Raw genomic sequence first — 16,856 nt, 5'->3', positions numbered from 1 at the left:
GATGAGCCACCAGTCGCTACTCGACGTCGACGACCTCACCGTCAGTATCGACCGAGCGACGGTTCTCGAGGACGTTTCGATTCGGGTCGAGGCGGGCGAGACCGTCGCGCTGATCGGTCGCAACGGGGCGGGCAAGACGACGACGTTCCGATCGGTGATGGGCCAGACCTCGATTCGGAACGGTTCGATTCGGGTGAACGGAACCGATCTCACGGACCGCCCGTCGAGGGAACGGATTCGTCACGGCGTCGGGTTCGCACCTGAGGACCGACGGTTGTTCACCACGCTCTCCGTCGAAGATAACCTGCGGATGTCCACGTGGGGAAAAGCCGACACCGACGAAGACGGGTTCCGAGAACGTCGAGACCGAGTACTCGAGATCTACCCCGAGATGGAAGCGTTCCTCGACCGACCGGCCGGTCAACTGAGCGGCGGCCAGCAGAAGATGGTCACCGTCGGGCGGGCGCTCACTTCGGATCCCGACATCGTGTTGCTCGACGAGCCGTTCGAGGGACTCGCACCCTCCGTGAGAGAGCAGTTCCGCGACGGCGTCACGCGCATCAAAGACCTCGGAATCTCGATCGTCGTGGCGGAATCGAACGTCCGCCACGCGGCAGAGATCGCCGATCGGGCATACGTCATCGAACGGGGCGAGATCGTGACCGAGATCGGCCGCGACGAACCGATCACGGAAAACGAAGAGATCGAACGGATCTTCGAAGGTGGCTAGTGTGTGTCGTCCAACCGTCGGTGAAACCCATACGTTCGCACGGACGTTCACGACCGACGAGGTCGAGCGGTTCGCCGAGGTATCGGGTGATACACAGGATCGACACACCGAACCCGACGACGGTCAGTTACTGGTCCACGGACTGCTGACCGCGACCCTCCCGACGAAGATCGGCGGCGACCTCGAGGTGCTGGCGACGGCGATGGCATTCGAGTTCGTCCGACCGGTCTACACGGGCGACCGGATCAGTTGCACGTGGATCTTCGACGCCGTCACAGAGCGAGACGATCGCTACGAGGTCGCCGTCAACGTGGGCTGTGAAAACGAGGCCGGTGAGACCGTCCTGGACGGAACGATCGAGGGACTGATCTGGCGAGAATCGTCCGACTGAACGGCCGGTGCGGGAGGTGTCGGCTTTCCTTCCGCCGCGAGGGACGGAGGATGAGCCACGAAACGACCTCGAGAGTGAATCAGCCCGTCGAATTCGACTCGAGGTCGTCATCGAGGTCCAGATACTCGAGTGCGGTCCGATAGAAAACGTCCCGCGCCACCTCTTGTGGCAACTCCCGCTCGAGCAGATGCGCTCGCTCCTCCCGGTACGGATACGGGATGTTCGGGAAATCGGATCCGTACATGATCGAGTCCGAGAGTTCGATCAGCGTTGCGTCCGGAATCGACGACGGCTCGAATCCCATCGTTTCCGGTGCAGCGGTCGACATCGCGAACGTCGTGTCCAGGTAAGCGGTATCGTACTCACGCGCGAACTCCAGAAATCGATCGACCTCGTACGTTCCCATGTGGGCACAGCAGACCCGCAGCTTCGGATAGGACTCGAGTAGGTCACGAAAGGGGGCCGCGCCGACGTAGGGGCTGTCCTCGAACATCGGCGCCGTTCCGCCGTGGTAGGTGACCGGCCGGCCGTAGTCGACGGCGACCTCGAGGGCGGGCTCGAGGCGCGGATCGGCGGGCCGACACTCCTGGACCGGACAGTGGATCTTCAGACCGCAAGCGCCGGCCTCGAACGCCTCACGCGCGATGGTCGCGCCGGCCTCGTCGTCGGGGTGGACCGTCGCGAACGGGATGAGGAGATCCGAGGACGCGGCCCGCTCGAGCAGCCACGAGTTCAACTCGCGTGCGAGCCCCGCCTCGTGAGCGTACGGGAGGGCGACGGCGGCCTCGACGCCCGCCGATCGGAGGACAGCCTCGATATCGGTTCGAGCCGTCGGCGTCGGGAACTCCCAGCCGGTCTCAGCACTGAGCGATCGACGGATCGCTCGGAGCAGACGCTCGGGCAACAGGTGAGTGTGGGCGTCGATCGCGGGACGGAAGACGTTCGGTCGGTCGTCGAGCATCGACGGAGGGGGACTGGGTGCCATCGAAACGGGGGAGCGTTCGGTGCGTTCATCGGTCGTACCACGATCAGCGCCATAGAGATACCGGCAGCGGCGAGGAATTCGCGACGATCGCTACGACGTCTCGGCCGCCGATACCCGATCTGATTGGCGAAAACGAGATCGCCGAACTCGCTCCGGCCGACACGCTCGAGAGACAAATCTGGCGACTCAACGGCAACTAAGATGCACTCCCTAGACCGCGAGCGCAGCCGCTCGTGAGTGTTAGAACGACGGGGTAGGGCGGACAGGTGAACACGCGTGGAAACCACGCGCTGAAAGGTAGCCGTCCGACCGTGCCGTCTACACCCCATTCTCTGCCCCTATGGTAAAACACCTCCGGTACGCCGACGGCACGAGCGGCGAGACTCGATCGGCGCGGACCGGACAATGGCTTGTGACGGGCGAAAACAACACCGTCAACTGAACTTCTGGACGGTCACGTCGAGCGTGTCCAGATCGACGATCGGCGCGTACCCCGAGTCAGGATCGATGTTGACGCTCTTCTGGAAGTCGGTCTGGGCCTGCCAGCACCCCGAGTTGATCGCGAGCACGTTGTGGTACTTCCCGAAGCCGAGCTTGTGGACGTGACCGGTGTGGAAGATGTCGGGCACCTCCTCCATGATGAGGAAGTCCTCCTCTTCCGGTGCGAGGCGGGTGTGCCCCCCGAACTGCGGCGCGACGTGGCGCTTCTTCAGGAGCTGGTACATCGCCTTGTGGGGCTCGTCGTAGTTCGCCTTCTCCTCGGGGAGTTCCGCGATGACTTCGTCGAGGCTGACGCCGTGGTACATCAACACCGAGACGCCCTCGAGGGTCACGGTTGAGGGATTGCTCACGATTTGTGGATCGTGGGCGGACATGATCTCGCGGAGTTCCTCGTCGAAGCCAGGCTGGGGCTCCGCGAGGCGAACGGCGTCGTGGTTGCCCGGGATCATGACGATCTCCAGATCGCCCGGCACCTGCTTGAGCCGCTCGTTGAAGGCCTCGTACTGCTCGTAAATGTCGACGATGTCGAGTTCCTCGTCCTGGTCGGGGTAGACGCCGACGCCCTCGACCATGTCGCCGGCGATGAGCAGGTACTCGACGTGCTGGGCCTCCGCGGTGTGGAGCCAGTCGGCAAAGCGGTTCCAGGCGTCGGCCATGAACTCCTGGCTGCCGACGTGGACGTCGCTGATCAGCGCCGCCTGCACGTGGCGGTCGGCCGTCGACGGCTCGTGGGTCCGGGGCACGTCTGGGAAGTACATCGAGTCGACGAAGGCGATCCCCGCGTCGTCCGAGAGGGTGCCCTCCATCGCCAGCACCTCGTCGCAGAGCAACTGATCGACCAGCCCCGCGAACTCGCGGTCTTTCATCACGAGCCACGGGAACGTCCCCGTCGCGTCCTCGAGTTCGATCAGCCAGTGGCCGCTGGCCGTCGACCGGATGTCGTTGACCAGACCAACCATCGCGACGTCGGTGCCGCCGCCCATATTGCCGATCGCCGACGCCGGACGGTGGTTGATCCGTCCTCGTAGCTTGCCGCCGAGTCGCTCGAGCCGGTCCCGAAAGACGGCGACGAAGTCCTCGTACTCGCCCGTCCCCGTACTCTCGCCGGTCATGTCGCCGGCGATCTCGAGGTCGCGCAGTTCGGGATCGACCGAGCGTTCGATGCGGTCCGTTTCCGTTGTCGTTCCCGTTGCAGTTTCCGTTTCCGTTTCTCTTCCCCCCTTCGTTTCAACTGGAGCGGCCCCGTCCGCGGCCGGCGGATTCGAGGCGTCGGCTCCAGTCGAAACAGAGGGGTCAGAAGGTGTCGGCGAGTCGGAAGTCCCCTCGGTCGCAGCGTCCGGCGTCGGGGGAGAATCGTCCGTCGGCGCAGAGCCGTCCGTCGCCGCGGGATCGTCCGCTACTGGTGAGGACGCCGCGGTCTCGAGGGCCCGCTCGACGTGGTCGGTCGTGACGACCAGCGCGTCCTCGGGAAGCGTTTCGACGACGCACTCGAGGGCGACCCGCGGGTTCTCGGCCGACGAGAGTTTGGTTACGGCCTCGCGCTCGGCGTTGTAGCCGCGGCTGGTGAGTTCGCTGACGATCCGGGCCGGCGCCTCGAGTGGCACACGACTCGCATTCGCGAGCGAAGAGAAAAGAGTACCGTAATCGCAATCCGGCGAGGTTGCTCCGGGACTGGCGCGCCCGCGATCCTCGCCGCGCTTCGCTCGAGCGTCGCCGTACTCGTACTCGACTTGCAACGTCGCCGCTAGAGGCAACCGGTACCAGCAGAGTTATTTCCGCGTTCGGAATAGCAGAGACAATGACTGGCTGCGACGGGATCGACTCTCGGAGCGTCTGTAGAGGCGACGCTCGAGCGCCCCTGTTTGGATGGGTACCCCTCGAGAATCGGCCGGAACCGACTGACGCCGGCGGCCATCGGAGCAGAAGGTTGATTGGACATCCCGGCAAAACGAGTGACGATGAGTGGGTCTAACCCCGGTGGCGCTCCCGACGATCCCGACGACGCCGATTCCGGCCGCAGCCGCGATCGGCACCCGCGTGACGGGGATCGAGCCGACGCCGACGACGGGCAACCATCTGGGGACGCGGAATCACCGCGAACTGCCGACAGATCACCGCAACGCCGAAATTCGAACCCGGACGCCGTCACGATCGAAGACGACGGCGTCGTTCGCTGGTTCCTCAAGTCCGAGAGCGGCAACGTCGTCTTCGCTCGCGACGTTCTGAGCAGCATTGCGATCGTCGCGGTGATCGGCCTGATTCTGTTCGGCATCAGCGGCGTCTGGCCACCACTGGTCGCCGTCGAGAGCGGCAGCATGGAGCCGAACATGGAACGAGGTGACCTGATCTTCGTCGTCGACGACGACCGATTCGTCGGTGACGACCCCGTCGACGGAACCGGAGTCGTCACGCTCGAGAACGGCCAGGATAACGGCCACGAGAAGTTCGGCAACGAGGGTGACGTGATCGTCTTCCGCCCGAACGGCGACGACAGTCGCGTCCCGATCATACACCGGGCCCATTTCTGGGTCGAGGAGGACGAAAACTGGGTCGACACCAGAGCCGACGACGAGATCGTCGGCGGCGCGACCTGCGACGACGTGCCGACCTGTCCCGCACCGCACGACGGCTTCATCACGAAAGGCGACGCGAACAACGGCTACGACCAGATCGGACAACGAGATCCGATCGACGTCGTCAAACCCGAGTGGGTCACCGGCAAGGCGAGTTTCCGCGTGCCGTGGCTCGGTCACGTTCGACTCATGTTCGACGAACTCCTCGGCGGCATGCTCGCCCCCGCGCCGGTGATCGACACCGCGCCGATTCCACTCGACGATGCCACCGTGCAGGCAGGCCTCACCGGTGCAACTGGATTCGCCGGCGTCGGTGCCGGCGTCGCGATGGCGGCAGGCCGTCGGCGACCCTGAATCGACGAGTCGCCCGCGGTTGCGACTCGAGTATGTGTTTGCCTCCTTCGTACGACTGACCGACTCCACGAGCGGCCAGTGTCGGGAATCGTGTCGTTCCGAACCAACCCCGTCGGTTCGACTCGAACTAGCCGTCGACGCGAGCGGGAACGGGTCACGGGACAGTTCGGTTCGAGTCGAAACCGTACCGATTTGCGTTCGTGTCGACGTCGCTGGCAGATTTCGTGTCGCTGTTGGCGGTTACTCGTCGGTGTTGGTATCTGACTCGTCCCCGCCGTCGGCGTCCGATCCGTCCTCGTCGTCTGCGTCCGACTCGGTGTCATCGGCGTCGGTATCGATCTCGAGTCGAAGCGAATCCCCCTCCCGAACGGTGTGTTGGGTCGGATCCACCTGCTCGTCGTCGACGAAAAACGAGAGTTCCGTGTCGGGTTCGCGGCCGTCGTATTCGGTGTCGTCGATGATGACAGCGTGTTCGCCGTCCGCGTCGTCGTAGACGAACTCCGGGAGGAGATCGATTCCCTCCGCGAAGGAAACCCGTTCGCCGCTCTCAGGGTGGTCGTTGTACCAGTGATCGTCGCTCTCGTGGAGGTGGAAGTTCATCGAGTAGTCGTCGGCGTGTTCGGCCTGAAATCGGTCAGCCGAGAGGTCGAACTCGTCGCCGTCGATACGGATTTCGATGTCGCCGCGTTCGTACTCGTGATCCGGGCCGTCGTCGGCAAAGAGACAGCCGGCCATCGAAACGAGTCCCGCCGTGCTGGCGAGTACTGCCCGTCGGTTCATGTCGAATCGAATCAACTCGAGGGTTATCAGCCCGTCGGCTTAGAGCCGGAAAATCAGTGGTACAGTTCTCGAAATGGTGGTTCAGTTCTCGAAACGGGCCTGAACGAACGGCTGGACATCGTCGATATCCGAGAGCCGCGAGTCCGAGAGGAGGACGGCCTCGGTTTCGTCGATCGGCACCGAGAGGCTGATCTCCTTGGTGCGACCGTATCGGCCCTTGGAGACGACGACCGCGTTGACGATGCCGAGCATGTCGAGTTCGCTGATGAGGTCCGTCACCCGACGCTGGGTCAGGACGTCGGCGTCGATCTCTTCACAGAGGCGTTTGTAGATGTTGAACACCTCGCCCGTGTTGATGCTGTGTACGCCGTTTTTCTCGAGGAGGATAATCGCGAAGAGGACGAGCTTCGACTGGGTAGGGAGGGTACGGACGACCTCGACGACGCGGTCGAGTTCGATCTTGTCCTGGGCCTCGCGGACGTGTTTCTCGACGATGGTCTCCGACTGGGAGCGTTCGGCGAGTTCGCCTGCGGTTCGTAAGAGGTCTAACGCGCGTCGCGCGTCGCCGTGTTCCTGGGCCGCGAAGGCGGCACACAGCGGGATCACGTCGTCGGAGAGCGCGCCGCCTTTGAACGCGACGTCCGAACGGTGCTCGAGGATGTCGCGCAGCTGGTTGGCGTCGTACGGCGGGAAGACGATTTCCTCCTCGCCGAGTGAGGATTTGACACGAGGATCGAGGAAATCAGTGAACTTCAGGTCGTTCGAGATGCCGATGATCGACACCCGGGAGTTCTCGAGTTCGGAGTTCATCCGCGAGAGGTTATAGAGCGTGTCGTCGCCGCTTTTCTCGACGAGTTTGTCGATCTCGTCTAGCATGATCACGACGACTCGCTCGTCGTAGTCGACGGCGTCGAAGAAGACGCTGTAGACGCGGTCCGTCGGCCACCCGGTCATCGGAACCTCTTCGAAGGAGTCTCGGTCGTCCTCAAGTTCCGCGATCCGGTCGCGAACGTCCTCGCGGGAATCGAAGGGCGTCGATGCGAGCGGATGCTCGACCGGGAGTTCGTCGTCCGATTCGATCCCGTCGCCGGCCTCGCTGCGCTCGGTGTCAGCGTCGAGGCGTTCGTCGTCGGTCTCGGCCGTTCCGGGCGCAGTTGGTGGCATCCGTTCGATGTCGGCAGAAGACGACCCCTCCATTTCATCTGGAGATTCGTTCGTCTGCTGGTGGTTTTCATCTCCAGTCGAACTACCAGTACCGACGGAAGCCTCACTCGTCTCGAGGTCGTCGATTCCGTCGAAGAGGCCGGACTGATCGGCGTCGGCTTCCGATTCGGTCTCGGCGGCCGCTTCGTACTCGTCGAGGGCAGTAAGTGTCGCCTCGAGACCCTCGATTCGGTCGTCGATCCGGGCCTTGTTCTTCTCGATGAACTTGTTGGCCAGCTGTGCGAGGACGCGATACTGCGTGTCCGTAACCTCGCAGTTGATGTATTCGACGTCACAGGGAACGCTGTACTTCTGGGAGGTGCTCTCGAGTTCCTTGCTGACGAACTTGGCGCTCGCGGTCTTTCCCGTCCCGGTTTTCCCGTAGATCAGGATGTTCGACGGTGTCTCGCCGCGCAGCGCTGCGACGAGGATCGTCGCCATCTTGTTGATCTGATCGCTTCGATGCGGGAGTTCGTGTGGCGTATAGGACGGCCGCAACACCTCCTTGTTCTCGAAGATAGGTTCTCCGCTCAGCAGGTCGTCGAACAACCCCTGACTCGACTCTTCGTCGGCGAGGTCGGCGCTTTCGAAACTCGAGAAGCCGGGTTTCTCGTCGCTGTCGATCGCGTCCGAACCCGTGGTTTCTGGATCGTCGTCTGACATTCGTCGTACACGCACCCCCTCGTTTCGAGTGGAAATCCGGACGCGAACGCAGGTATATCGCGTGTGAGAGTGCCTAAATCGACAGCTCCACTATTTCGCGTGCCCGGTCCGAGTCCAGTTGATGCAAACGAAACAGAGGAAAACCACGATATTAAATTTGTCCCTTCCCTCGGTCGTATCGAGTATTATCGTCGAAATCCAGCCGTTTGGCGAGCTCAGCGGCCAGTGTAGTGGTATTTCAGCCGGTCCCAGTTGATGTCGGCTCGACGCCCACGATTGGGTCACTGCTGCGTTAACGGGTGGTCTCAGTCAACGAACGATCGCCCCGCGGATTGTCGCGATCGTTTCGGGTCGAACGGATCTTCAGATCAGTGGGTTGTCACTCCGACCGGATCGTGGAGTAGGTGAGGAAAATCGAGAGAATATACTGACGATGACGAGTCGAGTCACCGAGTCGAGCCTAGTGAGATATAATGGCGTTTAATTGCAGACTGATCTAGCCCCCCACCCCTTCGTTTCAGGTGGAACACGCTGAAGGAGGGGAGGGGGGGAGGGGTGGTTTCTAGAACGGGAACCTTTATTACCTACGGCATCGAACACGGTCCGTAGCACTAGCAAATCAGTTATTTTACTAGGAATGTTGTTTCTAGTTACTAGAGACTGCTAGAACAGCCTCTCTCAGCAGCTCGAGTTACTAGAGCCAATTCTTAGCAGCTCGATAGGCGAGACAGGTCTCGTATCCTCCAATATCGCCAAAATAGACGTTCTCTCGGTGACGATCTCCGTCGTATTCGACGAAACCCCCTCCCCCACCGACAGTCGTCTCCAGTTGAAACGAAGGGGTGGGGGGTGTCTCGAGGTCGTCCAACAGCGAAACGAAATCACTTTCGAGGGATACGGTACCAAAAGCCACGACTATTGGTAACTCACCCTATCGATCGATATATTGATAACTCGACCATCATGGATCGATGGGCTTGGTCACGGAGAAACAAGGAGGAAGTCCACAGCCGCAATCGTCACAGAACTCCGATATCTGTAACGAACCGGGGATGGACTGCGGTCGACTGACTCAGGTCGATTGGATTCGGGTCAATCGGACTCGAAACGGGGGTGGTGTCAGCGCTCGATAACTGCACATATGAGTTCTTTATACCTGATGACAACTCACAGTCGTTGAATTGTCTACACGTCTGACGTAGGCTTAAGTGGATTCAGTTTGTAGTACGCGCAGATGCACCCCGCGGTGCTGGAGGCCCCCTAGGATGGGACTGTTCACAGAACTCAAAGATAGTATCTCTCGGGTTACGGATCGCCTGTTTTCGGAACAGGAACCCAAACGAATCGGTATTTACGGTCCGCCGAACGCTGGAAAGACGACGCTTGCCAACCGAATCGCTCGTGACTGGACGGGCGACGCGATCGGCGCGGAGAGTCACATCCCGCACGAGACGCGACGCGCACGCAGGAAAGAAGACGTTCAGATCGAACGCAACGGCAAGTCGGTGACCATCGACATCGTCGACACGCCCGGCGTGACGACGAAAGTCGACTACGAGGAGTTCACCGACGAGATGGAACACGACGACGCCATCCGTCGCTCCCGCGAGGCGACCGAAGGCGTCGCCGAGGCGATGCACTGGCTGCGCGAAGACGTCGACGGCGTCATTTACGTTCTCGATAGCGCCGAAGATCCGATCACGCAGGTCAACACCATGCTGATCGGGATCATCGAATCCCGCGATCTCCCCGTTCTCATCTTCGCGAACAAGATCGACCTCGACGACTCGAGTGTCAAGCGGATCGAAGACGCCTTCCCGCAACACAAGACGATCCCGCTCTCCGCGAAGGAAGGCGACAACATGGACGAAGTCTACGACAACATCGCGGAGTACTTCGGGTGATCACGATGCCAAAAGCAACCAACGCGGACGATTCGGACGGTTCCGACGGCGTTCAGATCGACCTGATCAGCGGCGAGCGCATGGAGAACATGGCGACGATGGAGAAGATCAGGATGATCTTAGACGGCGTCCACGACGGCAACATCGTCATCCTCGAGGAGGGTCTGTCGCCCGACGAGGAGAGCCGTCTCATCGAGGTGACGATGTCCGAGATCAGCCCTGACGAGTTCAACGGCATCGAAATCGAGACGTACCCGAAGTCCAAGGCGAACGACTCCTCGCTGCTCGGCCGGATCATGGGTAACGACGAATCGACGGCGAAGCTGACGGTCATCGGCCCGGCCAACCAGATCGAAACGCTCCACAAGGACGAAACGCTCATCAGCGCACTCGTCTCTCGAGACTGAGACTGACAACTAATGCCACACGAATGTACGACCTGCGGCCGGACGTTCCCCGACGGTTCGAAGGAGATGCTGTCGGGCTGTCCGGACTGTGGCGGCAACAAGTTCCAGTTTGCACCCGCCGGCCGAGCGTCCGGCGGATCGGCTCAGACGTCTCAGGCGTCGACGGCGACCGAACGGGACGGAGCTGACGCGAGCGCTTCGGCCGCCTCGAACGCAGACGAGGAGTCCGAGACGACTGGAACCGTCGGCCGCGCCGCAGAAACCGTTCGCGGTTGGGTGTCCTCGAGTTCCGACTCGACCGGAAACGAAGGGACCGAGACGACTGACGACAGTCGATCCTGGCCCACAGACGCGCGCGACCGAGCGGGTGAGGCCGAGACCGCTCAACACGCGGACGGCGACGCCGCGACGAGACAGCGCTCGAGTGGTCGAGCCACGACCGACGCCGCTGGGCAGTCGCCGGCCGACAGCACCGACCAGTCGTCCGTCGACGCGAGCGGTGGCCGATCGGACGGCGACCGTCATTCGGGTGGCGAAACGAGCGAGTTCGCGGCTTGGCCCGATACCGCCAAACGGCCGGAAGATCGGTCGACCGCACAGACCGGAGCCGGGACCGACGCCGACCACGCGGCGTCGACCGCTCGATCGCAATCGACGGATCCCGTCGAGCCAGATCGGTCACCGTCCGGTACAGGGACGGAGACGGAACTGAAGACGGAGGCGGGGACGGAACCGGAGTCGCACCCGAGTGGCACCGAGTCGATCATGGCCGACAGCGAGGATTCGGCGCAGGCAGACGCTCGGAGCGCGGTCGTCCAATCGGACGACCTTCCTGCTGAGGCCCCCGCCGACGATGTAGCAGCTACACCGAACGCCGACGACGACGTACCGCCGTCCGACCGCGGGCGCGTCGTCAGCGAACCCTCGGGTGAGCAGCCCTCGATCGAAGAACTCCGCGAAGAACTCAACGAGCAGTTCGAGAGCATCAGGATCGTCAGCCCGGGACAGTACGAACTCAACCTGATGGAACTCTACAACCGTGAGGAGTACATCATCTCGCTGCAGGAAGACGGTCGGTACGTGATCGACGTCCCGGATACGTGGCGATCGGACGAGGAAGAGCCGTAACCACCCAGGTCGGGAGAGTCGTCTCGGCGATCCGTCTGCAGGAATTCCGACGATACTCGGTGTGCTCCGAGCGGCTCGCGGCTGCTCGAGTCGAACCGTGTCCCGTAACTGCGTCCTTCTACCCACCCCTCTATTTCGAATGCAAACACCACAGAGAACGATCTATTCTCGAGTTGACTCCTGAATTCGATTCCACCCGAACAATTGGTATGGCAGCGAAACGCACGACCCGATCGACCGACGCGATGTCACCGCTACGGTCTGCTGGCAGGGAGACGGCCTACCGACAGTCAGTCCGTCTGAGAAAGATGGATTTAAGCGAGACGACTGATTGCGTTCACGTATGAGCACTCCAACCAAGGTCGTCCTCGCCACGGTCGCCGTCGCGGTGGTACTCTCACTGCTGGCCGTCGCCCAGAACGTCCTCGTCTGATGTTCGAAGCGCGTGACCTCTCGAGTCCGGTCGCGGCGGTTCGAGACGAGCACGCAGCCGACGCACAGGTGTACGACTGCGACCGCGACTTCGAAACGCTTCCGCCGGCCCAGGCCGAGGAGCTGGGACTGGTCGTCGACGCGCTCGAGCCGGCGAGCTATCCGGCCGACTGGCTCCCGGCCGACGCCCCACAGCTGCTGGCTCGCTACGCGAGTTCGGATCTGACGATCGGCATGCCCGGCGACGGCAGCGTCGCCTGGACGCGCCAGACCGAGCCGCCGGTCGTCATCGTCAAGCCGCGAGTCGAAGGCTCGCCCGAAGCGTTCGTCGACTTTCTGCTCGCCGAAGCGTTCGTCGAGGTCGGACTCGACGTCCCCGAACACTTCCTCGGGTTCTTCGAGGACCGCTACCTCGAACTCGACGAAACCGTCGCGCTCGATTCGAACGGAACGTACCAGGTCGCGGCGGCGCTGTACGACGGCTGGGTCGGCCTCCAGACGCGCGAAGTTTTCGCCGATTGGCACGCGGGCACCGACGCAGACACGGATACAGATACAGCTACAGACGCGGACGCCGGCGCCCACCCGGAACTCGCCGACGCCTGGCAGGACGCGGGCAACCGGCTCGAGGACCGCGTGTCGGGGCTCTCGCGGGCGGTCGCTCGCGGCGAGACTGATTTTGCGGACGCGACGGAGTTGGCCTGTGCGTCGATCAAGCACGCGATCGAACTGCCGGCGCCGTTCGCGGCGCTCGATACGGAGGCCTACCGCGACCACGGACCCGAGTACGCGATTCGGTGGGCCGAGAAGACGTTCGACGCGCTCGCGGAGTGAGCGTCCGGCGCTCGGGCTGATCGGGCCGGATTTCGCTCGTTTGCGTCGGCGATCGGTCGGATCCGAACTCGAATCGCGGTCGATCCGGCCGCGACCGCCGTCGAACCGAAACGACCGGTCGACTACTGCCCCGCCGTTTCAGGTGTGTTCGTACGGTGGTATCTCGGCTTCGACGATCTCGCCCAGCAGGCCCAGCTCTCGACTCAACAGCACGACGAAGTCGTCGAAGGTCACGATTCCGGCGAGCGTCCCGTCCGTGTCGATCGCCGGAACGCGTCGAACGCTCGCGTCTTCCATCGCACGGAGCACGTCGAAGATCCCGCTGTCGGCGTCGACGGTGACGAGGTCGTCGCTCATCACGTCGTCGGCGGTCACCGACGCGGGATCTTCGCCGCGAGAGACGACCTCGAGCGTGATATCACGATCCGTAACGATCCCTCGCGGTTCGTCGTTTTCGACGATCACGACGCTTCCGACCCGCTTTTCGTCCATGCGGTCGGCCAGTTCGGTGAGCGGTTCGTCCGGCGCCGCGGAGACGACCTCTTCGCGGACGATTGTTCTGATTTGTGGCATCGATAGCCTCCGTCGACGGGGTTACGGCCCCGACGACGACCGCGCCTACCCCGGTGAGGAAAATAAAACGCTCACGCTGCAGACCCAACCGTCGGCCGCGACGGTATCCGGAACTCAGAACTCGGCGTCGATGCTGCCGTCCTCGTCGAGGTCGATGATACCGGTAAACAGGTCGCGAAAGCGGTCGACGACGGCCTCGCTGTGTGGCTCTTCGGAGACGTGAAAGAGCCCGACGGCGTCGTGTTCCTCGAGCAGTTCCAGGATGCGTTCGACCGTCTCGATGGCCTCCTCGTCGCCGGCGTAGTAGGCGAGTTCGGTGACGGAGTCGAAACTCAGGCGGAGCTTGCCGTCGTGGGCCTCGAGGAAGCCGTCGATGTGTTCGACGATGCCGTCGACGTCGTCGGGGGCGGCGACGTAGTGGACGGTGTCGCTCCGGCGCCGCGAGTAGCCGCGTTCGATCGAGAGGGTGTCGAGGATTTCGGCGCAGTCTTCGTCGACGTCGTAGTACTCGAGTTTTTGTTTGACTTCGCGGGCCGTGGTTCGCGTGGAAATGACGAGGAAGTTGTCGGTGTCGGTCTTCAGAAAGTCGGTGTCGATGCGGTCCGTTTCGCCCGTGCTCGGATGCAACAGCAGGACGCCGGTCCCGCCCGGTATCGTCTCCGGCGTGCCGTCGATTTCAAGCGAGTACTCCATACTGGCGTGAACAACTTGCGGCACCGACTTAATAGTCCCGCTGCGGTCGCCGCGACCGAGCCCGCAACCGAACCCGTGTTAGGCGTCCTCTTGTCGGAGGATAATCACCATCGAGAGGCCGGAAACGAGCAGAATCACGAACGCGGGGATGGCCGCGTGGCTCATGTAGGCGGCCTCCTCGGCGCGCCAGATGTGCGTAACCAGCGTGTCGAAGCCGGTCGGTCGGAGCAACAGCGTCGCCGGCAACTCCTTCATCGTCGTCAGGAAGACCAGCGCCGCGCCGGCGACGATTCCCGGCGCGATCAGCGGTAGCGTCACCTTTCGAAACGTCTCGAGGTTGTTCTTCCCCAGCGTTCGCGATGCCTCAGTGAGCTTCGGATTCACCTGAAGGATTGCGGTTCTAGTCGAGCCGACGGACTGGGGCATGAAGCGAACGACGTAGGCAAAGATCAACAGCGGCAGTGCCTGGTAGACGATACCGGCGTAGTTGGCGCCGAAGAACACGAGCGCGAGTCCGATGACGATGCCGGGAACGGCGTAGCCGACGTACGTCGCGCGCTCGAACAGTTCTCCGAGTCGGGTGTCGTACCGGGCGGCGAGGTACGCCACAGGCAGTGCGGCGAGGGCGGCAATGCCGGCCGCGGCGGCCGAGACGGTCGCCGAGTTGAACGCGTACTCCCACTGGAACTGGTAGGCCTGCACGTCGCTCGTCGCGCCGCCGAGGTACCACGAGGAGAAGACGGCCACGGGGAGGAGGATCGTCGCGGTAAACAGGAGCGCGCACGCGCCCGCCGCCGGCCACCGCCATGATCCGAGTTCGACCGTAAACCCTTGACCGCCACTCGAGTCGGTGTAGATCTTTTCGCGGCCGCGGACTTTCGACTCGAGGGCGAGGATGAAGATGGTGAGGACGATCAACTGGATCGAGAGCATCGCGGCGTAGTCCAAGTTCCAGCCGCGGTACTCGACGTAAATCTGGCGAGTGAAAACGTCCAGTTGCATGAATGCGGGCGTCCCGAAGTCGGAGACGGCGTACAGCGCGACCAGCAGGGCGCCGGCGGTGATCGCCGGCCAGATCTGTGGCAGCGTCACGCGGCGCAACGTCTCGCGGTAGTCGTGTTCCAGGGTGCGTGCGGCGTCGACCAGCGTCGTATCGAAGGTTTTCAGGGCTGCGCGGGTCGTCAAAAAGACGTAGGGGTACGTATAGAGCGTAATGACGAGAATCGCGCCGTGAAGCCCGTATATCTCGGGAAGTCGTTCGACACCTAGTGGTTCGAGTATCGACTGGAGTTCCCCGCGAGGGCCGAACGCAGAGATGTACGCGAGCGCACCCAGATAGCTGGGAATCGCTAGCGGCAGTGCGATGACGACCGTCCAGAACCGTTTGAATGGGAGATCAGTCCGGACGGTCAGCCACGCGCACGGAACGCCGATGAGAACGGACAGAACCGTCACGCCGGCCATCAGAAGAACGCTGTTGAGGACGATCTCGAGCGACCGAGGCCGCAGGAGAATGTCGGTCGCGCGGCCGAAATCGACCTCGAACGCTCGGAGAAAGATCCACGAGAGCGGAAAGACCATTAGCGCGGCGACGGCTCCGCTGAGCAGCGTCAAACCCAGCGCATGGTCTCTCCGATCGAAGAGCGACGAAGAGCTTTCGGACGTTGAAACGCGGTCACTCACGGGTGATCGTTACTAGTGGATTGGTTTATGGCTTCCTAACTCCCCGATGCGGGCGACGGAACAGGTTCAGTCGCGGTCCGATCAGTGGATCGATTCGTCGCGGCGAAGTTCAGACGAACTACTCCATCAGTTCCGGCGCAACCCCGACTGTTCCGCGGTTGTGCCGGCACACCGGTACGACAGTCCTCTCAGAGGATGCCGACGTCTCGGAGCAGATCCTGGGCGGGTTCAACGTCGGCGAGATCGTTCAGATCGAACTCCGGCGGATTGAGTTCGTCGAGCTGGGGCATGTCGCCGACGTATTCGACATCGTCGATGACGGCGTACTCGGCGTTGAGATCGACGAACATCTCTTGGACGTCCTCGCTGATCACAGTCTCAACGAACTCCTGAGCGAGATCCACGTCGTCGGCGGTGTCGACGACGGCTACGCCGGAGACGTTAAACAGCGAACCGACGTCGCCCTCGGTGAACGTCACGTTGATCGGTGCGTCCTCGTCGTCCTCGAGTAGCCGACCGACGTAGTAGTGGTTGACGAGGCCGACAGTCACTTCGCCGTCGGCGACGGCCTGGGGCGTCGTCGAGCCGCCCTCGTAGTTGTTGATACCGAGTTCCTGGAGGCCCTCGATCCACTCTTCGGTTCGGTCCGCTCCGTATTCGATCATCATCGCGCGGATGAACGAGAGGAACGAGCCCGAGTCGGTCCGCCAGCCGAGTTCGTCTTCGAACTGCTCGTCGTCCTCGAACTCGAGGATATCGTTTGGAATATCTTCGGCGTCCCATTCGTCGGTGTTGTAAGCCACCGATCGCGTTCGCCCGGAAACTCCGGTCCAGGTTCCGTCCGGATCGCGGTAGGACTCCGGTACGGTCTCGAGAACGTCGTCGGTCAGTTCGGCGGTTCGACCGCGCTCTTTCAGTTGACCCAGCGTTCCCGAATCTTGCGTGTAAAAGAGGTCGGCGGGACTGTCGTCGCCCTCTTCGTCGATTTGACCGACCATACCGGCCGAGTCACCGTACCGGTC

General features: G+C 62.5%; 15 protein-coding genes. 7 read left to right on the top strand and 8 right to left on the bottom strand.

The window, feature by feature from the left end:
- Position 1: 1 nt before the first annotated feature.
- Positions 2–730 (top strand): ABC transporter ATP-binding protein, encoded by a 729-nt coding sequence (locus C493_RS11560; RefSeq protein ID WP_007259622.1) that lies wholly within the window; start codon positions 2–4, stop codon positions 728–730.
- 1 nt (position 731) lies between these two features.
- Positions 732–1,121, top strand: a complete 390-nt coding sequence (locus C493_RS11555; RefSeq protein ID WP_007259621.1) for a hotdog family protein — start codon at positions 732–734, stop codon at positions 1,119–1,121.
- 79 nt (positions 1,122–1,200) lie between these two features.
- Here the strand turns inward: C493_RS11555 and C493_RS11550 are convergent, their stop codons facing one another.
- Positions 1,201–2,082, bottom strand: a complete 882-nt coding sequence (locus C493_RS11550) for an amidohydrolase family protein (protein ID WP_007259620.1) — start codon at positions 2,080–2,082, stop codon at positions 1,201–1,203.
- Positions 2,083–2,540: 458 nt separating this feature from the next.
- Positions 2,541–4,211: a DNA-directed DNA polymerase II small subunit gene (locus C493_RS11540; protein ID WP_007259618.1), complete on the bottom strand. Its 1,671-nt coding sequence runs from the start codon at positions 4,209–4,211 to the stop codon at positions 2,541–2,543.
- A 354-nt stretch (positions 4,212–4,565) separates the two neighbouring features.
- On the opposite strand from C493_RS11540, the gene C493_RS11535 reads away from it, so the two are divergent.
- A complete protein-coding gene (locus tag C493_RS11535; RefSeq protein WP_007259617.1) occupies positions 4,566–5,534 on the top strand; it encodes a S24/S26 family peptidase in 969 nt (322 codons plus the stop codon).
- 240 nt (positions 5,535–5,774) lie between these two features.
- Here C493_RS11535 and C493_RS11530 read toward each other — a convergent pair whose 3' ends face one another.
- Both C493_RS11530 and C493_RS11525 read right to left on the bottom strand, forming a co-directional pair.
- Positions 5,775–6,314: a hypothetical protein gene (locus C493_RS11530; protein WP_007259616.1), complete on the bottom strand. Its 540-nt coding sequence runs from the start codon at positions 6,312–6,314 to the stop codon at positions 5,775–5,777.
- Between the two features lie 81 nt (positions 6,315–6,395).
- A complete protein-coding gene (locus tag C493_RS11525; protein ID WP_007259615.1) occupies positions 6,396–8,180 on the bottom strand; it encodes a Cdc6/Cdc18 family protein in 1,785 nt (594 codons plus the stop codon).
- Between the two features lie 1,265 nt (positions 8,181–9,445).
- On the opposite strand from C493_RS11525, the gene C493_RS11520 reads away from it, so the two are divergent.
- The 4 genes from C493_RS11520 (at position 9,446) to C493_RS11505 (ending at position 12,885) form a co-directional block, all read left to right on the top strand.
- Complete coding sequence (locus tag C493_RS11520) at positions 9,446–10,084, top strand: Era-like GTP-binding protein (RefSeq protein WP_007259614.1); 639 nt, start codon at positions 9,446–9,448, stop codon at positions 10,082–10,084.
- Between the two features lie 5 nt (positions 10,085–10,089).
- Positions 10,090–10,491: a DUF2073 domain-containing protein gene (locus C493_RS11515; RefSeq protein WP_007259613.1), complete on the top strand. Its 402-nt coding sequence runs from the start codon at positions 10,090–10,092 to the stop codon at positions 10,489–10,491.
- Between the two features lie 12 nt (positions 10,492–10,503).
- Complete coding sequence (locus tag C493_RS11510; RefSeq protein WP_007259612.1) at positions 10,504–11,619, top strand: OapC/ArvC family zinc-ribbon domain-containing protein; 1,116 nt, start codon at positions 10,504–10,506, stop codon at positions 11,617–11,619.
- Positions 11,620–12,051: 432 nt separating this feature from the next.
- Positions 12,052–12,885 (top strand): DUF7089 family protein, encoded by an 834-nt coding sequence (locus C493_RS11505; protein WP_007259611.1) that lies wholly within the window; start codon positions 12,052–12,054, stop codon positions 12,883–12,885.
- A gap of 138 nt (positions 12,886–13,023) precedes the next feature.
- Here C493_RS11505 and C493_RS11500 read toward each other — a convergent pair whose 3' ends face one another.
- The 4 genes from C493_RS11500 to C493_RS11485 all read right to left on the bottom strand — a co-directional run.
- Entirely contained in the window at positions 13,024–13,458 is a 435-nt protein-coding gene (locus C493_RS11500; RefSeq protein WP_007259610.1) for a CBS domain-containing protein, read from the bottom strand.
- Between the two features lie 114 nt (positions 13,459–13,572).
- Entirely contained in the window at positions 13,573–14,151 is a 579-nt protein-coding gene (locus tag C493_RS11495) for a DUF7090 family protein (protein ID WP_007259609.1), read from the bottom strand.
- 78 nt (positions 14,152–14,229) lie between these two features.
- On the bottom strand, positions 14,230–15,732 hold the full coding sequence (locus C493_RS11490; RefSeq protein ID WP_083912405.1) for an ABC transporter permease: 1,503 nt from the start codon (positions 15,730–15,732) through the stop codon (positions 14,230–14,232).
- A gap of 290 nt (positions 15,733–16,022) precedes the next feature.
- Positions 16,023–16,856 (bottom strand): extracellular solute-binding protein (locus C493_RS11485; RefSeq protein ID WP_007259607.1); only part of this gene is annotated, 834 nt, incomplete at its 5' end.

Source organism: Natronolimnohabitans innermongolicus JCM 12255 (genome assembly GCF_000337215.1).
Taxonomy (GTDB): domain Archaea; phylum Halobacteriota; class Halobacteria; order Halobacteriales; family Natrialbaceae; genus Natronolimnohabitans; species Natronolimnohabitans innermongolicus.
Note: the sequence above shows the minus strand (reverse complement) of the source record. Positions and strands in the feature narration are given on the sequence as shown.

What these genes read in the sequence shown, in the direction of transcription:
- C493_RS11535 (WP_007259617.1), top strand. Translation starts at nt 4,566, where the DNA reads ATGAGTGGGTCTAACCCCGGTGGCGCTCCCGACGATCCCGACGACGCC.
- C493_RS11495 (WP_007259609.1), bottom strand. Translation starts at nt 14,151, where the DNA reads ATGGAGTACTCGCTTGAAATCGACGGCACGCCGGAGACGATACCGGGC.
- C493_RS11500 (WP_007259610.1), bottom strand. Translation starts at nt 13,458, where the DNA reads ATGCCACAAATCAGAACAATCGTCCGCGAAGAGGTCGTCTCCGCGGCG.
- C493_RS11515 (WP_007259613.1), top strand. Translation starts at nt 10,090, where the DNA reads ATGCCAAAAGCAACCAACGCGGACGATTCGGACGGTTCCGACGGCGTT.
- C493_RS11505 (WP_007259611.1), top strand. Translation starts at nt 12,052, where the DNA reads ATGTTCGAAGCGCGTGACCTCTCGAGTCCGGTCGCGGCGGTTCGAGAC.
- C493_RS11510 (WP_007259612.1), top strand. Translation starts at nt 10,504, where the DNA reads ATGCCACACGAATGTACGACCTGCGGCCGGACGTTCCCCGACGGTTCG.
- C493_RS11520 (WP_007259614.1), top strand. Translation starts at nt 9,446, where the DNA reads ATGGGACTGTTCACAGAACTCAAAGATAGTATCTCTCGGGTTACGGAT.
- C493_RS11530 (WP_007259616.1), bottom strand. Translation starts at nt 6,314, where the DNA reads ATGAACCGACGGGCAGTACTCGCCAGCACGGCGGGACTCGTTTCGATG.
- C493_RS11560 (WP_007259622.1), top strand. Translation starts at nt 2, where the DNA reads ATGAGCCACCAGTCGCTACTCGACGTCGACGACCTCACCGTCAGTATC.
- C493_RS11490 (WP_083912405.1), bottom strand. Translation starts at nt 15,732, where the DNA reads ATGGTCTTTCCGCTCTCGTGGATCTTTCTCCGAGCGTTCGAGGTCGAT.
- C493_RS11550 (WP_007259620.1), bottom strand. Translation starts at nt 2,082, where the DNA reads ATGCTCGACGACCGACCGAACGTCTTCCGTCCCGCGATCGACGCCCAC.
- C493_RS11525 (WP_007259615.1), bottom strand. Translation starts at nt 8,180, where the DNA reads ATGTCAGACGACGATCCAGAAACCACGGGTTCGGACGCGATCGACAGC.